Source organism: Candidatus Koribacter versatilis Ellin345, from assembly GCF_000014005.1.
GTDB classification, from domain to species: domain Bacteria; phylum Acidobacteriota; class Terriglobia; order Terriglobales; family Acidobacteriaceae; genus Korobacter; species Korobacter versatilis_A.
The window spans coordinates 4,435,498-4,454,845 of the sequence record NC_008009.1 but is presented as its reverse complement, the minus strand read 5'-3'; the positions used below and the strand labels follow the sequence as shown (position 1 = coordinate 4,454,845).

Annotated in this window: 16 protein-coding genes and 1 tRNA gene; 14 read left to right on the top strand and 3 right to left on the bottom strand. The window is 55.1% G+C overall.

Annotated elements, in window-relative coordinates:
• Positions 1-417 precede the first annotated feature (417 nt).
• On the top strand, positions 418-1,074 hold the full coding sequence (locus ACID345_RS19535) for a KdsC family phosphatase (protein WP_011524568.1): 657 nt from the start codon (positions 418-420) through the stop codon (positions 1,072-1,074).
• 217 nt (positions 1,075-1,291) lie between these two features.
• Here ACID345_RS19535 and ACID345_RS19530 read toward each other — a convergent pair whose 3' ends face one another.
• On the bottom strand, positions 1,292-2,122 hold the full coding sequence (locus ACID345_RS19530; RefSeq protein WP_187148863.1) for a tetratricopeptide repeat protein: 831 nt from the start codon (positions 2,120-2,122) through the stop codon (positions 1,292-1,294).
• Positions 2,123-2,364: 242 nt separating this feature from the next.
• Between ACID345_RS19530 and ACID345_RS19525 the strand changes: the two genes are divergently transcribed.
• From ACID345_RS19525 to ACID345_RS19490, 8 genes are all read left to right on the top strand, one after another.
• Positions 2,365-3,831 carry a TldD/PmbA family protein gene (locus ACID345_RS19525; RefSeq protein ID WP_011524566.1) on the top strand — a complete coding sequence of 489 codons (1,467 nt, stop codon included), beginning with the start codon at positions 2,365-2,367 and terminating at the stop codon, positions 3,829-3,831.
• A 1-nt stretch (position 3,832) separates the two neighbouring features.
• Positions 3,833-5,230: a TldD/PmbA family protein gene (locus tag ACID345_RS19520; RefSeq protein ID WP_011524565.1), complete on the top strand. Its 1,398-nt coding sequence runs from the start codon at positions 3,833-3,835 to the stop codon at positions 5,228-5,230.
• 189 nt (positions 5,231-5,419) lie between these two features.
• Positions 5,420-5,716, top strand: coding sequence for a PilZ domain-containing protein (locus tag ACID345_RS19515; RefSeq protein WP_187148862.1), 297 nt, complete (start codon positions 5,420-5,422; stop codon positions 5,714-5,716).
• 14 nt (positions 5,717-5,730) lie between these two features.
• Positions 5,731-6,564, top strand: coding sequence for a response regulator transcription factor (locus ACID345_RS19510; RefSeq protein WP_011524564.1), 834 nt, complete (start codon positions 5,731-5,733; stop codon positions 6,562-6,564).
• Between the two features lie 87 nt (positions 6,565-6,651).
• Positions 6,652-7,137 (top strand): bacterioferritin, encoded by a 486-nt coding sequence (bfr, locus tag ACID345_RS19505; protein ID WP_011524563.1) that lies wholly within the window; start codon positions 6,652-6,654, stop codon positions 7,135-7,137.
• A gap of 71 nt (positions 7,138-7,208) precedes the next feature.
• Positions 7,209-7,298, top strand: a tRNA-Ser gene (locus tag ACID345_RS19500).
• Positions 7,299-7,398: 100 nt separating this feature from the next.
• A complete protein-coding gene (locus ACID345_RS19495) occupies positions 7,399-7,695 on the top strand; it encodes a ParB/RepB/Spo0J family partition protein (RefSeq protein ID WP_011524562.1) in 297 nt (98 codons plus the stop codon).
• Positions 7,692-8,831 carry a tyrosine-type recombinase/integrase gene (locus ACID345_RS19490; protein ID WP_011524561.1) on the top strand — a complete coding sequence of 380 codons (1,140 nt, stop codon included), beginning with the start codon at positions 7,692-7,694 and terminating at the stop codon, positions 8,829-8,831. Before ACID345_RS19495 ends, ACID345_RS19490 begins: the two co-directional genes overlap by 4 nt.
• Positions 8,832-9,050: 219 nt before the next feature.
• Here the strand turns inward: ACID345_RS19490 and ACID345_RS19485 are convergent, their stop codons facing one another.
• Positions 9,051-10,721: an endonuclease NucS domain-containing protein gene (locus ACID345_RS19485; RefSeq protein WP_011524560.1), complete on the bottom strand. Its 1,671-nt coding sequence runs from the start codon at positions 10,719-10,721 to the stop codon at positions 9,051-9,053.
• 340 nt (positions 10,722-11,061) lie between these two features.
• Positions 11,062-11,640, bottom strand: a complete 579-nt coding sequence (locus ACID345_RS19480; RefSeq protein WP_011524559.1) for a hypothetical protein — start codon at positions 11,638-11,640, stop codon at positions 11,062-11,064.
• Positions 11,641-11,695: 55 nt separating this feature from the next.
• On the opposite strand from ACID345_RS19480, the gene ACID345_RS27265 reads away from it, so the two are divergent.
• The 5 genes from ACID345_RS27265 to ACID345_RS19455 all read left to right on the top strand — a co-directional run bounded on the left by ACID345_RS27265 (position 11,696) and on the right by ACID345_RS19455 (position 19,211).
• Entirely contained in the window at positions 11,696-12,511 is an 816-nt protein-coding gene (locus tag ACID345_RS27265; RefSeq protein ID WP_011524558.1) for an HNH endonuclease, read from the top strand.
• A gap of 125 nt (positions 12,512-12,636) precedes the next feature.
• On the top strand, positions 12,637-14,172 hold the full coding sequence (locus ACID345_RS19470) for a type I restriction-modification system subunit M (protein ID WP_011524557.1): 1,536 nt from the start codon (positions 12,637-12,639) through the stop codon (positions 14,170-14,172).
• A complete protein-coding gene (locus tag ACID345_RS27260) occupies positions 14,159-15,469 on the top strand; it encodes a restriction endonuclease subunit S (protein ID WP_011524556.1) in 1,311 nt (436 codons plus the stop codon). Before ACID345_RS19470 ends, ACID345_RS27260 begins: the two co-directional genes overlap by 14 nt.
• The gene (locus ACID345_RS19460) at positions 15,466-16,125 is read left to right on the top strand and encodes a hypothetical protein (protein ID WP_011524555.1); all 660 of its coding nucleotides are present in this window, start codon (positions 15,466-15,468) and stop codon (positions 16,123-16,125) included. Before ACID345_RS27260 ends, ACID345_RS19460 begins: the two co-directional genes overlap by 4 nt.
• Positions 16,122-19,211: a type I restriction endonuclease subunit R gene (locus tag ACID345_RS19455; RefSeq protein ID WP_011524554.1), complete on the top strand. Its 3,090-nt coding sequence runs from the start codon at positions 16,122-16,124 to the stop codon at positions 19,209-19,211. Before ACID345_RS19460 ends, ACID345_RS19455 begins: the two co-directional genes overlap by 4 nt.
• Positions 19,212-19,348: the final 137 nt, after the last annotated feature.

The window sequence follows — 19,348 nt, the reverse complement described above, 5'->3', positions numbered from 1 at the left end:
GTATTGTACGGCTTTCGCTAATTGTTCGCCAGCCCACCATCGCTGGGTTAATCTGTCAGGAATCTCCCCGGTCTGCACCGACGCCGACCCACCCCCCACCCCCTGAGTTTTGTTTTCAACAGTTTAGGCTGTGGAAAACTCGCAAAAATTTGAGCCGCAAGGGGTTAGGGGTAGAAATTTGAAAACAAAGGAGTTGCAGGCGAAAACCGGGGGTAGCTCCACTCCGAATCCGCATCGGTATGCGGATTCTGCGGTCGCCATGACAGCGCTTATTTCAAAGATCAGGTGTTCTGTTGGGAATGCATCACGTGTGCATATTCGATGAGCGTGGGCAAGAAAATCCGTGACGCGGGACACGGTGCGACGTGGGATAGGTCACACCACGATTTAGCAAATTCCGGAGAGTAAAATCGCGGCATGTCCAAAGTACGAGCACGCAAGATCAAGCTGCTCCTTTTCGATGTCGATGGCGTGATGACTGACGGAAGTATCTGGCTGTTTCCTGCTCCTGCTGGAGCGCAGCACGGTACCAAGCACCTGCGCGAAGCGGTTGCGGACCAGGGCGGCTACAGCGTGAGCGGTTCGAGCATGGTGGAAGCCAAGGGCTTCAATGCGCACGACGGCACGGCGTTTTCACTGGCACGTCTTGGGGGATTGAAGACCGGCATTATCACCAAGCGCATCTCCGAGACGGTGGCGCTGCGCGCTCGCGACCTGAAGATCGAATACGTGTACCAGGGTGCAGCCGATAAGCTGACGGCCTTCGCGGAGATACTCGACAAAGAGGGAATCCAGGCAGACGAGGCGTGTTTTGTTGGCGACGATGTGATTGATCTGCCAGTGATGCGGGTGTGCGGACTTGCGGTCGCGGTACGAAATGCTCGCGAGAACGTGAAGGATGAGGCCGACTTCATTACCGACCATCGCGGCGGCGACGGCGCCGTGCGAGATGTGGTTGAGTATGTTTTAAAAGCGCAAGGAAAGCTCGATGACTGCGTTGACCAGTACATCGCCTCCCGTACTCCCGAGAGCGCTTTCGGTCATGCCGCGCGACGTCGAACAAAACGAGGGTGAATCGGTGTGATGGAAATGAAAAAGCAGCGCGGCCAGCGCTGCTTTTCTTTCGCTGAAACTTCCCACCGGCATCCAATGGGCGGGTACACGCCGGTGGGTCTGGTTGTACTCCCGGAGGCAAAGCCCAAGGGAGGGTGTTGTAGGGGTAAACCCGCTTCCCAGATCAAAGTTCCGGCGGCGACGGCTAATTTCTTGCCTTAACTCCTACACTTAGGCGCTACTGCGGGATCGCCTCGGGCTTCTGGGCCATGAGGTCTTTGAAGCGCTGATCGGCGCGAACCGCGGCGAATTCCTGGTCCTTGTATACGTTGTTAATGTTCTTGTAGCCCTCTTCCATCGCCTTCCGCAGATGGAGCAGGCAATCCACGGCGTCACCGGTTTGCGCGAACAATTTTGCCATCATGTATTCGAACTCGGCACGGTCACTCGGCTTGCCCATGGAAGCGGTGATCCCCATCTTCGAAGAGCGTTCGAAAACGTAGGGGTCCAGCTTCAGAGCAATCGTGTATTCCTTGGACGCCTTGATGTAGTCGTGCCGGTTGAAGTACGCCGAACCGAGATTGCTGTGGTACGAGGCGTTGTCGGCATTGATTTTTATGGCGTGCTCGAAGTCCTTGCTGGCCTTCTTGAAATTTCCTTCCATGTAGTAGGCGCCGCCACGGTTGTTCCAGGCGTCAGAAAAATCCTTCTGCATCTTGATCGCGTGGTTCAGCGTCTCGATGGATTCTTCCGGATGGCGGAGTTGAATCAGTGCGATGCCAAGTTTGTTGTAAAGCGACGGTGTTGGTTCTTTGCGAATCGCCGCCTTGTAGCTATCTACCGCATCGAGGTACAGATTGTGTCCGCGGAGTTGATCGCCCTGGGCTTCCAGTTCCGCTGCGGTTGAAGTATCGAGAGGCAGCAAGGTCACTGGTGGCGCGGGTCTCTGAAGTCCGGGGTCTTCCAGTGGCGTTTGCTGCGGCGGAGGCGGAGTTGGAGTCGGGGTTTGCGCGAGGAGCGGCAGGCCCAATAAGAATGCACACAGTTGGATCATGATTCGACGATTCACGTGCCACCTCCTCTGGCGCGACACCAGCGGCGAAAGGGCATGTTCCCGAAGGAACCCCCATGTGGCCATTATTAAACTCCCTTTTGGGGTTGGGCAATGCTGGTTTTTGTTCCTTTATTCCCACCATTCGTCCCTGAACTTTTGCGGTTACCTTTTCTTCGTTTAAGCGTCAAAGGCGTTCGCCCGGCTGAAAAGCTCGTTTTCATTTAGCATTTACACTCCCCAAAGGAAGGGAACCGAGCATGAAGGAAGTCGCAGGTTGGGCGCTCGAAACTGCAAAGATTCGCGGCGCCTCGCATTGTGAGGTCCGCGTTGTGGACGAACGCGACCGAGCGCTAGCCACGAAAAACGGGAAGATCGGGAACGCCTCGGACTCCGAATCGCTGGGATGCGGCATTCGCGTGATCGCCGATGGCGGGTTCGGTTTCGCTGCAACCCAGGATTTGACTCGCGAAGGCATGCAGCGTTGCGCGGCTGAGGCGGTGCAGATTGCAAAGGCGTCGGCAAGAGTTCAGTCGAGCGAACTTAAGCTGGCGCACGAAAAGCCGGCGGTCGTCGATTGGACTTCGCCATGTGAAATCGATCCCTTTGGCATCTCGATCGAACAAAACCTGGACCTTCTGACCAAGGTCGATGCCGAGGTCCGCTCGGTCGAAGGCATCACTCTCGCGGAGACAAACCTGAATTTCCGCCGCTACGAGCAGTGGTTCTACAACAGCGAAGGGTCCGAGATTCACCAGACGCGCACCACGACGGGCGCCGGCTTCGCTGCCTATGCATTCGCGGGCGATCAGATCATGAAGCGCTCCTACCCGAATTCCTTCGGGGGCCAATATCAAAACCGCGGCTACGAGTTGATCGCAGAACTGAAGCTTCTCGAGAACGCGCGCAGGATCGGCGAAGAAGCGGTCGCATTGCATAAAGCGGACCAGTGTCCGGAGGGACGATTTACGGTTGTTCTTGATTCTTCGCAAGTTGGGCTGCAGATCCACGAGTCCATCGGCCATCCCATCGAACTGGATCGCGTGCTCGGCATGGAAGCGAACTTCGCCGGAACCTCGTTCCTGACGCTGGAGAAGCTCAACACGCTCAAGTACGGCAGCGAACTCGTAAACGTCGTCGCTGATGCCACGGAATCGCACGGGCCAGGACTGGGAACGTTTGCTTACGATGACGAGGGCGTTCAGGCGCAACGCATTCCGATCATCACCCAAGGACAGTTCCGAGGCTATCTGTCGTCTCGCGATACCGCAGCCATTGTCGGCTTGAACCGAAGTGGTGGATGCTTACGCGCCGAGAATTGGGCGCGCGTGCCGATTGTCCGCATGACGAACGTCAGCTTGCTGCCGGGGGAGAAACCGCTCACCTTCGAGCAACTCATTGCGGACACCGAAGACGGCGTTTACATGCAAACCAATCGCTCGTGGTCGATCGACGACAAGCGTTACAACTTCCAATTCGGCTGCGAGATCGGATGGGAGATCAAGAACGGAAAACTCGGACGCATGCTCAAAAACCCCTCGTACTCCGGCATCACAACGGAATTCTGGAACTCTATGGATGCCACCTGCTCAAGAGATCAGTGGACGCTGTGGGGCACTCCGAACTGCGGCAAAGGCCAACCACAACAGGTGATGGGCACCGGACACGGCGCTTCACCGTCTCGCTTCCGCAACGTGAAGGTCGGCAGCGCCTATAAGGGAGCTTGAAATGCTAACCAGAGAACAAGCTCACGACATTTTTGGAGTCCTGCGGAAGAGTACTTCCTGCGATGAAGTAGAACTGCTGGTGAGCGGCGGAAATTTTGCGCTCACGCGCTTCGCCAACAATGGTGTTACGCAGAATGTCTCGGAAGAGAACTACTCGTTCTCCGTGCGCGTGAATCTTGATGGCCGCACTGCGCGAGCGACCACAAACAAACGCGATGCGGAGAGCCTCAAACGCGTTGTGGAACAGGCAGAGGCCCTCGCTCGAGTGCAGCAGCAAGATCCCGACCTGCTGCCGATGCCGACGCCGAGGGAAGTCGCTTCCCATTCGGAAGGGCTGCCGGATGCTCCACCATCGCGCTACTTCGAAGCGACCGCCGCAATGACCGCCGGGGACCGCGCGCAGCAAGTTGAGCGGATGGTGACTGCCGGCCGAAAACATGGGCTGACCGCTGCCGGAACTTATTCTTCGGGCGCGCACATGGAAGGCGTCTTCAACTCACGCGGTGTGACGCAGTGGCACGAACAGAGCAGCGCCGAAGCGTCCATCACCATGCTCGGAGAAAATTCCTCAGGATGGCAAAAAGCGAACTCGACGAACGCCGACGACTTCGATGCCGCGAAGCTCGCTGAGATCGCTGCCGAGAAGGCCAGCCTTTCCGCTGATCCCAAGGAACTCCCCGCCGGGAAATACACGGTCGTCCTGGAGCCATCTGCTGTTCTCGACATTGTCGGCTTCATGTTTTGGGATTTCAGCGGACTCGCACTGCTCGACCAACGTTCGTTCCTCAACGATCGAGTGGGAAAGCAAATATTCGGTGACGAACTGAATATCAGCGACGATGTTTATCATCCGCTGCAATCTGGATTCGCTTTCGATGGCGAAGGCATGCGCCGGAGTCGCGTCAATTTGGTGGAAGGTGGAGTGCCGAAACGCGTTACCTTCGCCCGTGCCACAGCGGCGCTGATGGCGAAATCGGAGCTTGGCCGAAAGGTCGGGTCGGTGCAGGCGACTGGACACGGATTCGCATTGCCCAACGAAATGGGCGAGGCCCCGATGAACATCGTGTTTGCACCGCCGAAAGACCCTAAAACTGTTGACCAAATGGTTAACAATGTCGAGCACGGGATCCTGGTGACGAGGCTCTGGTATATCCGGGAAGTAGAGCCCTACGAGAAGATTCTGACCGGTATGACGCGTGACGGTACCTTCCTGATTGAGAACGGAAAGGTAAAGCACGGGGTGCGAAATTTCCGTTTCAACCAGGGGTTGATCGCGATGCTGTCGAATATCGAGGCGATGAGCATGCCTGTCCGGGCCAGCGGCGAGGAGAGTATTGATATGGTGGTTCCGGCGATGACGGTACGGGAGTTCAACTTCACTGAAGTAACCAAGTTCTAGTTCCTCGCGGCACGATAGTACCCGTAAGTTCCTATCGGACGGGCAGTTGCAGGCACTGTCCATTCGCCGACCTTAGGCTTATGCGGGGATGATTCTGGTTCGCGCATACTTTGGTAATGTTCACCTCAGGGAAAAACCCGGATATAGTTGCGCTCGTCCATGAACGCTATACTTGCTTCAACACTCGAAATGCGAAGTGCAGTTCGGTTCCCCATCCAGCTGCCGGTCGCGATCCGCTCTGAGTCAGGTACCTACCAGGCGATGACCACTGATATCTCTGCCGGTGGGGTCCTGTTCCATTCCGAAAGCCCCGTGGCGGTCGGTTCCACCATTGAATTCACGATAAACATGCCGGGGTCCGTGGTGGGCTCGTCTACGGATGTACTAGTGAATTGTGTGGGACGCGTGGTACGCTGCTCCGAACAGGATTCGGGGCCGGCCGATGTAGCCGCTGTGATCGACGACTACTCGTTCGAACGCCGGTGACCCGTTAGGGTCGGATGTCGAGCGAAAAAATAAAGACCACGAACGTAACCACTCTCGCACCCTCGGCGGAGAGCAACCGCGAATTTATCCGTGTCGTCATTGCGGATTCCGAGGCGATTTTTCGCGTCGGTATACGCAAGATCTTCGCTTTGGAGGACGACTTCCGCGTCGTCGCACAGGCGGAGAACCTCGCACAGGCGGTTGCCGCCGTACAAAAGTTTCCCACCGACATCTTGTTGTTCGAGGTGACGCTATCGAGCACGGCGGGGGAAGCAATCACCGAAATCGTTGGGAAGTCACCGAACACGCGAATCATCGCGGTCGGCAATGACATCGGCGAACACGATACCTGCGACTTCCTGCGCCGCGGTGTGACCGGGATTTTGTCACGCTCGGTGTCTCCAGACCTGCTGGTGCGATGCATACGCAAAGTGCATTCCGGAGAGACGTGGCTTGACAATCGCGGCGTGAACTGGGTGATCGAGGCATATCGAGCCCAGGCGGCACAGCTTATGGCGCCGCGTAATCAGCCGCGACTCAGTGAGAAGGAACTGCAAATCATCGCCGGCGTTACGCAGGGGATGAAGAACAAGGACATCGCGCACGAAATCGGCACAACCGAGCAGGTTGTCAAAAACTATCTGCGCAAGGTCTACGACAAACTCGGCGTCTCCGATCGTCTTGAACTCGCACTCTACTGCATGCATCACCGACTGCTGGAGAAGGCGCGCGGCGCGGTGATTGGCACCGGAGAACAGCCGAAGCCTTCCGTTCCGACACAGGCGCAAGCGATGCCGATTCCGCAGGCTCCTGACGGGTCGAAGCCCAATCCGACCGGCCAGCGATAATCAGCCCAAAATCCGGTTTTTCCATCGAAAGGCGAGGTGTAAACTCGCCTTTCACCCATTTTGCGTAATTTCATATTGGAGCCAGGCATGAAGGGCGATCCGAAAGTAATTGCAGTGTTGAGCGAAGTCCTCAAAGCAGAACTGACCGCTATCAACCAGTATTTCCTGCACGCCGAAATGTGCGAGAACTGGGGCTACGAACGCATGGCGAAGAAGGTCCGTAAGGAATCAATCGAGGAGATGGTGCACGCGGAAAAGTGCATCGAGCGAATTCTGTATCTCGACGCCACGCCGAACATGAGCGACTACTTCAAGATCAATATCGGTAAGACGATGGAAGAGCAGATCAAGAACGATCTGGAGCTTGAATACGCGGCAGTGAAGCGCCTGAACGAAGGCATGAAGATCTGCGAAGACCATCACGACAACGGATCGCGCGATCTTCTTGAGCACATCCTGACCGACGAAGAGCACCACATTGACTGGCTGGAAGCGCAGCTTCACGCGATCAGCGAGATGGGCATCCAGAATTACCTGGCGCAGCAGTTGATCAGCGTCGAAGAAGAGAAGTAGCCGCCGGAATACGTTACAATTGAGATTAGCCCGCCGGAAGCGCCCGCTTCCGGTGTTTTTCGCTTCCCAGTGGAGAGGTGGCCGAGTGGCTGAAGGCGCACGCTTGGAAAGCGTGTTTAGGGGAAACTCTAACGTGGGTTCGAATCCCACCCTCTCCGCCAGTTAAAAACCCGCGTAAATCGCGGGTTTCGTATTTTGTCACTGAATTTTGCGCTAATTCTGTGCTAGTGTCCTTCGCATTGATAAATCAGCGAGGCACCCATGGACAACCTGCAATTAAGCGCTATCCGGCTCGACTTCCAACCGAACGAAAATCTTGATGAGCGGACCGTGTTGGTATACGTGGAACAAGTCAAACGCGGAGAACCGCTCGGCCCGTTAGTCGTCAGACACGATGGAGAATCGTACTTCCTACAGGACGGATTCCACCGCGCGGAAGCGGCGCGGCGATGCGGGCTCGCCACGGTGAGGGCTGAGGTTAGCGAGGGCACGCTCGAACAGATGGAAGCGGAGTTTCGGGCGTTCGTGCAAACAATTCAGAAGGACTTAGCGCGATGACTATATCTCCCGTTGTCACGATCTTTGTCAGGCACTCCGCAGATTGCAAATATCACGGGGAAGAGTTTGAGAAGCGCTGCCGTTGCCGCAAGCACCTCCGATGGAGCCAGAACGGAAAGCAGTACCGACGCAAGGCCGGGACGCGCTCGTGGGGAGAGGCAGAGAACGTAAAGCGGGAGTTGGAGGCCCAACTCTCCGGGCGAGTCACCGAGACGCCCGCCGCGCCCGAGCAACGGTTACTACCAGAGGCCACGGAACTTTTTCTCAAGGACAAGAAAGTTCAAGGCGTGTCCAAGGGTGTGCTCGGCAAATACACCCGAGAACTGGATCGGCTCCGGACCCACTGCGAACGAGCGGGCGTCTACACTGCGCAAGGAATCACCCGCGAGTTGCTCACCGAGTTTGCAGCGACGTGGGAGAGTGTGTACCCGAGCAGTTCCACCCGTTCCAAGGTTCGCGAGCGCTGCCGCGCCTTCCTCCGTTACTGCTACGAGTGTCAGTGGATTCCGCGTATCCCGGCACTGCCCAAGATTCAAGTAGATGAGCCGGAGACGATGCCCCTCACGGATGCGGAATTTAAGCGGCTGCTTGACGCGACGTATGCGGAAGTTTCGGACACGGACCAGCGGGCAAGGGTTCACGCGCTCTTTCAACTCATGCGCTGGAGCGGTCTAGCGATTGGAGACGCACTCCGGCTGGAGCGCTCGAGAGTCATCCACGACGAAGGGAAGGGTGTGCACCGCGTTGTCACCGCTCGGCAGAAAACCGGAACGCCCGTGTCCGTGCCGATCCCGCCCGACGTTGCGGAGGAAGTGCTCAAGGTGCTGAACGGAAATCCTCGCTACGTGTTTTGGAGTGGAAAGGGCGAGCCCGAGAGCATCTCGAAAAATTGGTCCAAGTACTACGTTCGCCCGTGCTTCGAGGGAGCGAAGATCGAGAGCAACGGGAACATGATGTCCCATCGCCTCCGAGACACATTCGCGTGTGACCTCTTGCAGAAGGGTGTGCCGTTGGAGGAAGTGTCCAAGCTGCTCGGGCACGAGAGCATCAAGACCACAGAGAGAAGCTATGCGAAATGGATTCAGGCGCGTCAGGACCGGCTCGACACGCTCGTGATGACGACGTGGGCCAAGTAGAGCGACGAGCCGAGCGCACATTCAATACACTACACGGCAGCAGATGGCGCGGAATACGCGGTATTCGCTTTAGTACACCGGAAACGGCACGGAAACGGCACGGGCTTTGGCGTGAGTGCCGCGCGGGCGTCGCGTTAAACTGTTCGAATGAGCGACGGCAGCGATTCGCATATGAACACATTCAATAACATGTTTCGGCTTGCGCTTGGGGTTTCTGCGCTAGCTCTCGAAGTAGCTGCCCTTGTCACGAGAACCAATCTCGCGAAGAAGTTCCATGACAAATTCACCATGATGATCGAGGTGTTCGGAGAACTTCTCAGGTGGAAAAAACTGGGGTACCGGCCGCCACCGTTCGTCTCTCAAACTGCTAAAGGCGTTCGTCGATCCGATGTCATCTACGCGGAACGAACGATAGAAGAGGCCGCAATCTTCGAGAATGTCTGTGTCCCTCTGCTCATAGCCTCCCCACGTTACCGACAGCAGCAACACTCCAATCTGGCCATCATAGTATTTGTCAATCAACGATTGAAAGCTCATCGGTGAACTGACCCCTTCTAAACAGCCAAGGTAAGCTCTGATGGTCGCCGCGCCGTCCCGCACTGCGATGGTGAAAAGTGGAATGAATGCAAACGGCTCGGGCCGGGTTGCTGCGAAATATATCGTCATCAACCCAGTCGAAGGGTTGAACACGTCGATGCTGGCCTCCAGCTCAGGATAATCCTTCTCAATTTCGTCGATGATTTTCAGGGTGTGGGCAAGCCAAACGGGGTTGTGTTCCAGGCACTCTCGGAGACCATCTTTAGCGGATGCGATGTGGCTCTTGTTGTTGATCGTAATTTGCCGCTTGAAGCGCTGCCCCGTAACTCCTTCACTTCCGGCTAGCTCCTCCAGAATCTCTTCCTCGGAGAGCAATGTGTTCCTCTGAAACATTCCGTAACGCTGAATCCGCTTCAGAATCCAGAGGTTCCCAACACGGAATCGAGTTTGAAACTTACCGGGATAGCCAATTTCAAAGCCGTCTCTGTGCTTTTTGGGTGCCAAGTTGTGGACCGCGTCGTTCAGATATTGCAGCGCTTCTTCTTCTTCCATGCCATCGATGATCTCTTCATGCTCTTCCATGTCCTCGGAGTTCTGCCGCAGTACTTCGAGGCAGTACTCTCGTCCGAGCACCTGGGATGCGAAGTACAAAGCGAAACGAAAGTTCGGCAGTTTGGCCACCATCTCATCTATCTCGGCAGGGTCATGCACTCCAAATTGCTCCTGCATTTGAATCATGGAGGCCCGAAACTCTTCCTGAGCCAGCGGATACCAGTCGGGACTTGCCTCAAAGACGACCAGAACATAATCGTCAACGCCCTTTAGGCGACATGAATGCTCGTAGTCGAGAATGCCCTTTGCGAGGCTGTCCTCAGATGTGTAGTGGTTCAGTTCGTGCCAAGGAGCCAAGAATCGACCGCGACTGACGCGAACTGGCTCCACCTTTTCAGCCGTGAGAGAAGGGAGACCACTCTCGCCTACAATCAACCGAATGCCTTCCGCCGTGATTCGGGTTGATTCGAGAAATTGCGAAAAGGGAAGAAGTAGCTCGCGCCATTCCGTAGAGGCGACAATTACACGGATCTCGTCGTCTCTCGCTCCCAAGTGACGTTTAACACCTTCAACGTACTTGTGTACTTCGTGAATGGCTTCGCGAGACGCAGCATCACTGCGCTTCAACTCAATGAGTACGAAATGGCCGCGTTCGTCCTGAGCGAGCAAATCTATGAACCCCCGGGTGCCGATTGCGTTCGGGATGTACTTTTCTTTATCGAGAAGCGTCAGTCCCGGCTCAATCCTCGTTATGTTGTCAGCGAGAAAGTCGCGCAGCTCGGCTTCGGAGAAGGGAGGCATCTTAGGAGTTCAGCTCTGTGGGGTGTGGAACGTACAATCTTGCAAGTTCGCTTCATCGTAACAAATGCGCCAAGGCGCACGTCAAGCGCTCAGGTACAGATAGTGAGGACGAACTGACTCGAACCCTCATGACCGCTAGTCGAAAAACGCGCGACGAAAGACATATAGAAAGCGACGCCGAACTGCTTCTGAAGGCTTCTAGCGCGATGTATGTTTGCTTGCCGCAAATCGTGTTGGCGATTTGCTCAATGAGCCACGAAAACAAGCCAGCGCGGGGATTCAGTCCTCAGATGCGCGTGTAAGAGCCGAACGAGACACACCCGAAAACTCTTGTAACTCTTTAAGAGATCTTGCCGGTGACGCGTTTGCAGCTACCCAGGAACCTGCCGGTCCCCGCCTCCATAACTGGAGGACCTTCATACCACTCGAAGTCGCTGAGTCCTCGGCTGTCGATTACGGTTCCAAATTCGGCGGCGCTCTTCTCCACGGCAGTGCGGTGAACCTCGCCGACCATCACCATACCCACATCCTCGTCGCGGAGCTCGCTTCGAATTGCATTCGCCATATGTTCTTCGAAAAGCCCTATCGCCCGCGTCGTCTGGGCGGGGTCATTTTGGTAGTCTGCTGGAATTTCGAGACGTTCGCGTTCTTCGCGCGAAGTTGTGATGTTCACGTGGCGACAGCGATACTTTCGAGCGAGCTCTGCACCCGGAGAGCCTCCGTTGAAAGCGCACTCCTCGCAAATCAGGGTGACACCGTTTTGCGAAACGGCGTCTTCCAGCACCTGCACGAAGTGCTTCTTCTGTTCTGCTTCGTAAGAGCGCCCATCCTCGGTTAGAGAAAGGTGATTGAGGTTTTGCAGAAAGTGGTCGAGTCCGATGATGATCATCTTCGGCATGGCGCTTTCGTAGAGCTCCATTTTACTTCAGCAACGAAGTTGCGACTCGGCGTTAATATCAGTCCGGGGGAGCGGGATGAAACACAAATTCATCGGCGAGGCATGCGTTTACTGCGGCGCGGAAGCCACCACCAAAGATCACATCTTAGGAAGAAAATTCTTCTTGATCGGTCAGCGCGACAACCTTCCGCAGGTCCCAGCGTGCCGCGATTGCAATGGTCGCAAAGCGAAATACGAGGCTTATTTGATGACGGTCTTGCCGTTCGGAGCCAAGCATCCTGAGGCCGCGAAGACCTTGAGTGCGCTGGTCCCCGGACGACTGGAGAAGAACCATAAGCTCCGGCGCAAACTGGAGAAAGGATTTTCCGAAAGCGGCGGCACGTCGGTTCCCATAGAGCATGAGTCACTCGAAGCGCTATTCGCCATGATTGCGAAGGCCCTGCTGTGGATCCACTACGGTGTCCGATGTGGCACGGGCTTCGACGCGATAGGGTCGATTTTCCACGACCAAGGCGAGGCGTTCTTTCGTTCGGTGATAGGAAAGGGCGGACAGCCCGTCAAGCGAGATTTCGGCGATGGAGCGTTTTCATACGAGGGATCTCAGGCCACGGACTGCCCCGAGGCTACCTTGTGGCGTTTTACGGTGTACGGGGGAGTGTCGTTTGCGGACTCCAGAATGCCCGGTACAGCATCGCTTGCAGTTGCGGTGACCGGACCGGAAAAGATGATTCAGAATCTTCGCTACCGTTCCGTTTTGAATGATCCCAAACCTCCGAAGCCGGGACGCAATGACCAGTGCCCATGCCTGAGCGGGAAAAAATTCAAGAAGTGTCATGGATCGCTGACAGCGACTGGGTCCGCTGATCACCCACTTTGGTTCGAGCGCGACTGATACTGCCCATGAGGCGAGTGCACACGGACTGTGCGTTTGCGCATCTACTTGAAACTGTAGGGTTTTCGACGTACAACATACCTTCAGCTCTTCTCAATTCATAAGTCTCCCCAAGGCGGTACACAGTGGCCAACGGAACCATCTCAGAAATCGATGAGGCGAAGCTCTGGAGCATGGCAGATGCGCTGCGCAACAACATGGACGCTGCGGAGTACAAACACGTCGTCCTCGGTCTTATCTTCCTGAAATACATCTCCGACGCCTTCGAGGCGAAGCACGCCGAACTTGAACAAAAGATGGATCAGGGGGCCGATCCGGAGGACCCCGATGAGTACCGCGCTGTCAGTATCTTTTGGGTTCCCAGAGAAGCTCGTTGGGCACACCTGAAGGACAACGCTCCGCAACCCAAAATCGGGACGCTTGTCGATGATGCAATGGCGGCGATTGAGCGAGATAATCAGTCGCTGAAGGGCGTATTGCCGAAGGATTATGCCCGGCCTGGGCTAGACAAACAAAGGCTTGGGCAATTGATCAATCTCGTGAGTGGCATCGGTCTTGGTACGCCCGCCGCCCGGGCCAAGGACATCTTAGGTCGCGTTTACGAGTACTTCCTTGCTCAGTTTGCCAGCGCTGAAGGTAAAAAGGGCGGGCAGTTCTATACGCCCTCTCACGTCGTTCGAATCCTCGTCGAGATGCTAGCTCCGTACAAAGGGCGAGTCTACGACCCATGCTGCGGATCAGGCGGCATGTTCGTCAGCAGCGAGAAGTTCATAGAGGCTCACAGTGGAAAACTCGGCGACATCTCGATCTACGGTCAAGAATCGAATTACACAACTTGGCGCTTGGCGAAGATGAATCTGGCGATTCGGGGCATCGATGCTCAAATCCAGCACGGCGACACTTTTCACAACGATCGCCACCCAGACCTGAAGGCCGATTGTGTTCTGGCAAACCCTCCCTTCAATGACAGCGATTGGCGCGGGGAACTGCTGAAGGAGGACAAGCGTTGGGTCTTCGGTGTACCTCCGGCCGGTAACGCGAACTTTGCATGGATCCAGCACTTCATCTATCACCTCGCGCCGACCGGCTTGGCGGGCTTCGTCCTCGCTAATGGCTCGATGTCCACGAATACCTCAGGGGAGGGTGAGATCAGGAAAGGCATCATCGAATCTGATCTCGTCGATTGCATGGTGGCACTCCCCGGACAGCTTTTCTATTCGACGGGCATTCCGGTTTGCCTTTGGTTCGTCGCCCGGAGCAAGTCGAGTGGTCGGTTCCGTAACCGCAGGGGCGAAACGCTCTTCATCGACGCGCGAAAGTTCGGATCGCTGATTGATCGTGTGCACCGGGAATTAAGCGACGCGGATGTCGCCAAGATCGCCGGAACCTATCATGCGTGGCGTGGTGATGAGGGCGCAGGAGGCTACGCCGATGTTGCGGGCTTTTGTAAGGCCGCAACGTTGGACGATATCCGGAAGCACAGTCACATCCTCACCCCGGGACGATATGTGGGTGCGAAGGAGACTGAAGATGACGGCGAACCAATTGAGCAAAAGATGAAGACTTTGACGGACGCACTGCGCATGCAGTTAGCAGAGAGCAGAAAACTCGAAGGGGAGATAACCGGCAATCTCAAGGAAATAGGTTATGAATTGGCCTAAGTCCACCGTTATGGAACTTCAGCGGGACGGGGTCCTGCTCGTCGAAGATGGTAACCACGGCGAAAGTCGCCCCCGCCCCGATGAGTTTGTTAAGCGTGGGGTGGCTTTTATCCGAGCAGCCGACATGGATGCAAGCGACGTACTGTTTGATACTGCCTCGCGCATCAATGACGTCGCTCGTAAACGAATTACGAAAGGAATTGGTGCACCTGGTGACATTTTGTTGTCTCACAAGGGAACTGTCGGGAAGGTTGCACTGGTTCCAGATGACGCCCCCCCGTTTGTTTGTAGTCCTCAAACGACTTTTTGGCGGACACTGAAGGGCGATCGACTCGATCGACGCTATCTCCACGCATATTTGCGTTCACCTTATTTCCATCAACAGCTTGCCAGTAGGGCAGGCGAGACGGACATGGCTCCCTACGTTAGCCTTACGTCTCAGCGTGGCCTTCATGTGCTGATGCCAGACATTGATATCCAAAGACGAATAGGGAGCATCGTTGGTGCGCTTGATGCAAAGATTAGCGTGGAGCGGAAAATAAAGGGTACGCTGGCAGACATTGCGCGGGCTCTATTTCAATCGTGGTTCGTTGACTTCGATCCTGTGCGTGCCAAGAGTTTAGGGAGTAGCTCCAGCTTACCTGCGTCGTTGGAATCGTTGTTTCCCGATACGTTCGAAGAGTCTGAACTCGGTCAGATTCCGAGTGGTTGGACCGTTGGGTCTCTGGATCAAATCGCACATTTCCTGAATGGGCTTGCTCTGCAAAGATTTCCCCCAAACGAGAACGGCTCACTCCCGGTGATAAAGATCGCGCAGTTGAAGGCTGGAAACACCGAAGGCGCTGATCTCGCGAGCCCTAATTTGGATCCCGGGTACATCGTTCAGGATGGCGACGTTTTGTTTTCTTGGTCTGGGTCGCTCGAATGCGTAGTCTGGTCGGGCGGGAAAGGCGCATTGAACCAACATTTATTTAAGGTCACATCCAAAGATTATCCGAAGTGGTTTTTCTATCTTTGGATACACAGGCATCTAGATGAGTTTCGACGAATCGCCGCAGCTAAAGCGACGACGATGGGCCACATACAGCGCTATCATCTCTCTGAGGCAAAGATACTTCTGCCTCACAAGAAATTGCTAGACGCCGCAGACCGTATAATCGGGCCGCTCATTGAGTCTATCAACGTCCGCGCTGTCCAATCGAAAATACTAGGACGCATTCGGGATTTGTTGCTGCCGAAGTTGATTTCGGGAGAACTGGCGATTGAGGATGACGCAGAGTTTGGAGTCGTCAAATGACCGTATTGAGACCTTGGGCCTTGGGGCCATTTGAGCTCATCCTGCACGCCGAGATGCACTATCGGCAGGGCGAAGATTTCGATCGCCGCATCTCTATCGTCGGATTCGATAACGCTATTGAAGTGGCTATCCACACATATCTTAGCCTTCATCCGATCCAGCGGCAGAACCGCACCTATCCCCGAGTAAACGTTGAGGTGTGGCTCGAAAATTTTCACACGAAGATGGATTTCTTGGAGGTGGAAATAGCAAACCGTGGTTGCGCCATTATCTGCGAAAAAGCTGACTTCATTTGGTATCACGAAGTTCGAAATGGCCAGTATCACGTGGGGGGCGCAACGATTCCGCAGGAGCGCGAATTGGAAGGCATTCGGAAAGCGGCGCTCTGGGTATTTGGATTGTTATTTGATGTCGGGGATGTAGAAGAGATTTTAGAGGAATATTTGAACAAGAGATCCGGAGACGATTCGCCCGAGCGAACTGAAGATAATGACCGCCTCATTGACCAGGAATTTGGGACCATAAAGCTAGCTGGTAAACCCTATTACACTAGTGAGGTTCTGCACGCCTACGATCCTGTACTTTATTCCGAGTTGGCGATTGACATAAGAAAGCGCGATGAGTCAGAGGCCGAAATGGGCGAGGAGGCAAGTTGACTACTGTCTCCGCGTTCACCGAATCTGTGGTCGAAGAGGCGGCGCTTGCTTGGTTGGAAGGGCTGGGCTACACGGTACTTTCCGGCCCAAGCATTTCTGCTGGAGAAATTGCCGCCGAGCGGATCGAGGCTGATTACTCCGACGTTATTCTTGAGCGGCGCGTTAGACAGACACTGCAACGCCTCAATCCTAATCTCCCACCAGAAGCGTTAGACGACGCGTTCCGCAGGCTCACTCACGACAATGAAACGTCTTTGATCGCTAATAACCATGCCTTTCATCAGATTTTGGTGAATGGCGTTACCGTTGAGTACAACCGAGCCGATGGTTCCATCGGCGGAGCCTTGGTGCGCGTTATTGACTTTGAGGCTGCCGAAAACAACGACTGGCTCGCGGTGAACCAGTTCACGATCGTGGAGGGACAGTACACGCGGCGACCTGACGTGCTGATATTTATCAATGGTCTCCCGATCGCCTTGCTGGAACTCAAGAACGCTGCCGACGAAAATGCCACCATTTGGACCGCGTTCAAGCAGATTCAGACGTACAAATCCCAAATTCCATCGTTGTTCGCCTACAACGAACTGCTCGTGATCTCCGATGGTATGGAGGCACGAGTCGGATCGCTCACTGCTGATACAGAGCGGTTCATGCCTTGGCGCACAATCGGAGGCGAAGAGCTTGCCCCGACATCTCTGCCGCAGCTTCAGGTGTTAATCGAGGGGCTTTTCGAAAGGCGCCGTTTACTTGACTTCATACGTCACTTTGTCGTCTTCGAAGACGAAGGACGCGGGGTGTTGATCAAGAAGATTGCTGGATATCATCAGTTCCACGCCGTCAATAGGGCGTTAAGAGAGACGCTGTCCGCATCGGCGGAAGGCGGCGATCGCAGAGTGGGAGTGGTGTGGCACACACAGGGAAGCGGCAAGAGTCTCACGATGGCTTTTTATGCCGGGCGCCTTGTACTTGAGCCGACTCTTCAAAATCCCACCATCGTCGTGATAACAGATCGTAACGACTTGGACGATCAACTTTACGGGACATTCTCTCGCTGCCATGAGTTGTTGAGACAGGCTCCGCTACAAGCCCTGGATCGAGAGCACTTGCGGTCACTGGTTCAAGTGTCGTCCGGAGGCGTGATCTTCACAACAATCCAGAAATTCATGCCGGCGGAGGGCGACAAATACCCGCAGCTTACAGATCGTCGCAACGTGATCGTCGTCGCTGACGAGGCACATCGTAGTCAATACGACTTTATAGATGGGTTTGCGCGGCACATGAGGGATGCCTTACCCCACGCCTCATTTATTGGCTTCACAGGTACACCCATCGAAAAGACCGATGTAAATACGCGCTCCGTCTTCGGCGATTACATCAGCATCTACGACATCCAGCGAGCCGTCGAAGATGGGGCGACTGTGCCGATCTACTACGAGAGCCGTCTGGCGAAGCTCGAACTCCCTGCTTCAGAAAAGCCCAAGGTCGATACGGCTTTCGAGGAAGCCACAGAAGGCGAAGAGGTCGATCGCAAAGAAAAGCTCAGGACGAAATGGGCCGCTGTGGAAGCCGTTGTGGGAACCGAGAAGCGGCTCAATACGGTTGCTAAAGACCTCGTAAAGCACTTCGAAGAGCGGCTAGAGGTCATGGACGGCAAAGCAATGATTGTCTGTATGAGCCGCCGAATCTGCGTTGACCTGTACAACGAGATTATGAAACTTCGTCCAACGTGGCACAGCGAGAACGATGATGCCGGAGTGCTCAAGATCGTGATGACGGGGTCAGCAACGGACGGGCCCGAGTGGCAACAGCACATCAGGGACAAGCGACGGCGTGAAGCGTTAGGTAAGAGATTTAAGAATGCTAAAGACCCATTCAAGATCGTGATCGTAAGGGATATGTGGCTTACAGGATTCGACGTTCCATCGTTACACACGATGTACGCAGACAAGCCGATGCGAGCGCATGGGCTGATGCAGGCGATTGCCCGAGTCAACCGCGTGTTCAAAGACAAGCCCGGCGGACTGGTTGTGGACTACCTCGGCATCGCGCACGAACTCAAGCTTGCGCTGGCCACGTACACAGAAAGCGGTGGAAAGGGCCAGACGGCGCTGCCGCAGGAAGAGGCTGTCGCAAGGATGATCGAGAAATATGAAATCTGTCGGGGATTATTCCACGGGTTTGACTGGTCAATGTGGCTCACCGGGACCTCCGCGCAGAAGCTCGCGATTCTTCCTAACGCCCAGGAACACGTCCTGAAACAGGAGGACGGAAAGAACAGACTGTTGAAGGCGGTGTCAGATTTGTCAAAAGCATTCGCATTGGCTGTGCCCCACGATGCAGCTTTGAAGATTCGTGACGATGTAGGCTTTTTCCAAGCAATCCGAAGCGTCTTGGCCAAAACCGCTTCGCAACAGTATCGTCCCGAGCAAGAGCTCGATAACGCAATTCGCCAAATCATATCCAGAGCGATGTCCTCTGGCGAAGTGGTGGATATTTTCGCAGCTGCGGGCCTTAAGAAGCCCGATATATCGATTCTTTCCGAAGAGTTCCTGAGAGAGGTCAGCAACATCCCACAGAAGAATCTCGCAGTAGAGCTGCTACGCAAGCTGCTCAATGACGAGATCAAAAGTCGATCGCGGCGCAACGTCGTGAAGGGCAAGCTCTTCTCCGCAATGTTGGAGAGCTCGATTCATAAGTATCAGAACCGGGCTATTCAGGCCGCTCAAGTCATTGAGGAGTTAATCGGACTCGCGAAGGAGATGCGAGAAGAGTCGGCAAAAGGCGAGGAACTGGGCCTAAGCGAAGACGAGGTGGCTTTCTACGATGCACTCGAAGTCAATGACAGCGCCGTCAAAGTGCTTGGTGAACCAACTTTGAAGACTATTGCGCGCGAGCTTGTGGACACCGTTCGCCGAAACACGACGATCGATTGGGCCGTGCGCGAGAACATCCGTGCGAACCTGCGTGTGCTGGTGAAACGCATCCTGAGGAAGTATGGATACCCGCCAGACAAGCAGGAGAAGGCGACCCTGACTGTGCTGGAGCAGGCGGAAGCGTTGTCAGCGAATTGGGCGGTGACTACGTAACGCTCAAGGGGATGTCATGGGCAGGGCATAAACACCAGTTTACTGAACGTCAAGGAATCGACAGCAGCACCTAGAATTGAGACGTCGAGACGGGTTCGCAAGAGGGTCATATCCCTGCGGTCTAAGGATGAGTAAGA